Annotated in this window: 2 protein-coding genes and 1 pseudogene; 2 read left to right on the plus strand and 1 reads right to left on the minus strand. The window is 61.6% G+C overall.

What is annotated here, in order from left to right; translation table 11 throughout:
• Positions 1-129 precede the first annotated feature (129 nt).
• Entirely contained in the window at positions 130-492 is a 363-nt protein-coding gene (locus tag IVA82_RS23220; RefSeq protein WP_247385292.1) for a transposase, read from the plus strand.
• A 502-nt stretch (positions 493-994) separates the two neighbouring features.
• On the opposite strand, the gene IVA82_RS23225 is transcribed toward IVA82_RS23220, so the two are convergent.
• The gene (locus tag IVA82_RS23225) at positions 995-2539 is read right to left on the minus strand and encodes an FAD-dependent oxidoreductase (RefSeq protein ID WP_247385294.1); all 1545 of its coding nucleotides are present in this window, start codon (positions 2537-2539) and stop codon (positions 995-997) included.
• Between the two features lie 801 nt (positions 2540-3340).
• On the opposite strand from IVA82_RS23225, the pseudogene IVA82_RS23230 reads away from it, so the two are divergent.
• A pseudogene (locus IVA82_RS23230) lies at positions 3341-3529 on the plus strand (hypothetical protein).
• Positions 3530-3541: the final 12 nt, after the last annotated feature.

Genomic DNA, 3541 nt, shown 5'->3' on the forward strand with positions numbered 1-3541 from the left:
CCTACTTCAACCTTCCGCCGCTCCGCGTGGCGGCCTAATCTCGGCAGAGGCTCCACTTATCGACGCGGAAAGTCTGTTCAGACAAGCGGGACCAGCTCTATTCCCTCCGGCATATTCATCGCGCTATTCATGGTTTGGATTTATAGCGAGCTATCTTCGGGCGACCAGGCGCAGTTCGCTCCCTTGCTCGACGGCATCAAGGCCAATCTCAAGCGCAATCCGGACGAAGTCTCGGCCGATGCAGGCTACTGCTCGGCCGCCAATCTTCGCACGCTGAGCCGGCGGCGGATCAAAGGCTACATCGCGACCGGACGACAGAAGCACGGAACCACGTCCGCCACCACCAAGCGGCCGGCCAAGCCCGCCAGGCATCCTCACGTTTCCCGGAAAACGGGACGCCATGGAGGTGCCCGACCACAGTTCTGCGGTCCGGGCGGGTCTGGTCGAAGAGACGCTTCAAACCGTGAGGCAGCAGCGATGCCGCGACCGTGACCAGCAGCCCATGGTTGCCGGCGCGCCGCAGCGGCTTTCCCCGCCCGCGCGACGCAAGCCAACAAGCCGCCGCCAGGACCAGAAGGACCTTCTCGTCGGCGCCCCAAGTCAGGGCGGGGCTACCATCTCTGGAGCCGGCGCAGTGTTGCGGGCGATGTAGCGTGCGGCCACGACATCCGCTCTGGTCGGCCGGACGGTGACCGGAAAGCTTGGCCTTCTAAGGCGACTTGCTGAAACTCCAGCAATTTTTGGCTCAAGCGATCGCACCATAAAGATCTCAGATCGTGCTCCGCCGCTTGTCATCGACAATCAACCTTCCGCTGTATGATCCTCGCCCAACGTAAGCGAATGCTTGGAACGAACCTTGCTGCCCATTACGGGGTAGATCACACCGAATTCCCTCGAGGATCCGTCGGACACGAGCCGATGTCATGCCGCGTGAGCGGGACCCGCCGAAGCAAACGATGTGGCAGGCCTCTTCCTCCGCGGCTGTCATCTGTCGCTATTCCGCGGCTTGGACACTCGGCGGAATTTCCACCGGCGCGAGCGGAGATACGGCGGGACCATTGAGCGCAGTGCCGTCCGGCGCGAATTGAGACCCATGGCAGGGACAATCCCAGCACTGCTCCAGCGAGTTCCAATGCACGACGCAACCAAGATGAGTGCAGCTTGCCGACAACAGATGCAATTCGCCATCGCGGTCACGGCAGGCGGCAACCTTCTTCAATCCGCTGCGAACGAGCCGGCCCTCGCCCAAGCGAAGCCGCTCCACCGAGGCAACTGCATCGGCGCCGAGATATTCTGCAAAGCTCTTCAGCGGCGTGATGTTCTCGCTGATGAAGGTGGTGATGTTCTTGGAGATCTTGCGCTCGGGCAAATAGACGGCCTCCCAGCTATTGCCGCCGATCGTAACCAGATCCGCAATTAGCTGGCCTGCCACCAGGCCATTGGTCATGCCTTGTCCGGAATCACCACTGACGAGGTAAACATGATCTTCGCCCGGGCTGCGTCCGACGAAGCCAGTGAAGTCCATGGGTTCGAGCACTTGGCCGGACCAGCGATGGGTGATCTCGCCGATCATCGGCAACCGCGCCCGCGTCCACCGATCGAGCGCAGCAAAGCGCGCCTGACCATCGTCGGCCTCGCCGGATTTGTGGTCCTCACCGCCGACGATCACGATGTCCTCGTCCGCCGAATGTGGCTGCAGGCGGACATAGTGATAAGGATCGAGCGTGTCCCAATACAGCGCATCCGGCAGCGAGCTGGCCGGGACCTTGGCCGCAATCACATAGGTGCGGTAGGGCGCCTGCTTGGTATGGATCGCCACGCGTAGATTGACGGGCGAGTTCGTCGCGACGACGACGTCCGTGACCCGCACCTCACCGCCTGACGTCTTGAGTACGATTTCTCCGCGGCCGTGCTCGATCGTCTCGACGCAAGTGTCACCGTAGAGCCTGGCGCCGCGCCGATGCAGCGCTTTTGCCAATCCGGCAAGGTATTTGGTCGGATGAAAGCGCGCCTGCCGGGGGAAACGAAGCGAGCGCGCAAGACCGCCGTGATGGATGAGAGTCGGATCGCTGCAAAGCTCGACGGGGATTCCCAGCTTCCTGCAGCTTTCGAATTCTTCGTCCAGATGCGATGGCATTGTCTCCGGCGCCAACACCCAATAACCATCGACGCGGCGGAAATCGCAGTCAATTCCCTCGGCGGATTGGATCGCCTGCGCGCGGTCGATCGCAGCGGCGACGCTCTGGTAATACAGCCGCGCGCAATCCTCACCCCGAATCCTGATCAACTCCTTGTAGTCGTCGTCCAGGGCTGTCGCCAAATGCGCAGTGGTGCGCGCCGTCATTCCGCTGCCGATGCGACCGCGGTCGAGTACGATGACCGAGCGCCCGCGCGCGGCCAGTTCGTACGCCACCGACAGACCGGCGATGCCCGCGCCGACCACGCCAATATCGGCACGTTCCTGACCCGAAAAGCGCGAAGCCGCCGGGATGAATGTCTCCATCCAAAGCGACTTGGTATCCTCATCCAACACGTTCATGGCGTTTGTCCTCCGGTGTACAAACGAAGGGCAAAGCGCAATCGTTCCTTTTGAATAGAGGCCTCCGCGTTCGAGCCCATGTGCCGGCGAGGCCGAATGGACTGTCGTGGTGCAGCCTTGGCATTTGCGGAAAGGAGAATGATGCCTTTGCTCCCTTCCGAGGCCGATAGCAGGTGTCGGAGGATGCGTACATGGAGGGGGGCACGCCCGGTTCCGGGTTCTTCTGAGCAGAGCAGAGATCAGAGTCGCGAGCAGCGTTTCCGGCCTGGCGCTGGCGGCCGCCAACTGGCATACGAAGCCCTCATGAGCCTCAGTCGGGAAGCAACTTGAGATAGGCAATCCCGAAGCCCGTGAGTTCTTCAGGAAGACGTGGCAGTCGAACGCGAGCTGTCACTCGAATGGCCTTCTCGCCACGGACAGCTTCGGCTGCGGCCGCGGTCGATCGTACGGATGCGATTGACCGGCCGGGATTTGCAACGCTCCGCTGTACCGCGGCGCAAAATGAGCCCCGCCGAAGCGGGGCTCAGCATCACGTTCCTCAATACTTGTTGCCTTGAGAATTGTCGGCCGGCTGGCTCGATGCCGCAGGATTGCTCTGGTTGGGCTGCCGCATCGGTTCGCGCCGTCGGGCGATATCGTCCAGTCGCGCTCTTCTCTCGCCCGATAATTGATGCAGATCGTTCTGGATCGCGTGATGCGTCGGCTCTCCCCTTGCCGCTGCAACGAACTCTTGAAAGTCTGCGAGTTCGGCCGGATACTCAATTGAGGTCCTTGGTCACCAGCGATCCGAGGAGGACGATCATGGCAATCCAGATCGTGATGGACCGAAGCGGCGACAGCCGACACCATTTCAATGCTGACGACACATAAGAACTGGCCAGAGCGGAGCAGCGGTTCTACGACCTCACCGATGCCGGCTTCACTGCGGCGGTCCGGACGGGTTCAGGTCAGGTCTCGCAAATCCGATCGTTTGACCCGACTGCGAGGTAAACCGTCTTCTTC

The organism is Bradyrhizobium sp. 142, from assembly GCF_023074015.1.
GTDB lineage: Bacteria > Pseudomonadota > Alphaproteobacteria > Rhizobiales > Xanthobacteraceae > Bradyrhizobium.

Coding starts and splice junctions, on each gene's coding strand:
- IVA82_RS23220 (WP_247385292.1), top strand. CDS start 130: ATGGTTTGGATTTATAGCGAGCTATCTTCGGGCGACCAGGCGCAGTTC.
- IVA82_RS23225 (WP_247385294.1), bottom strand. CDS start 2,539: ATGAACGTGTTGGATGAGGATACCAAGTCGCTTTGGATGGAGACATTC.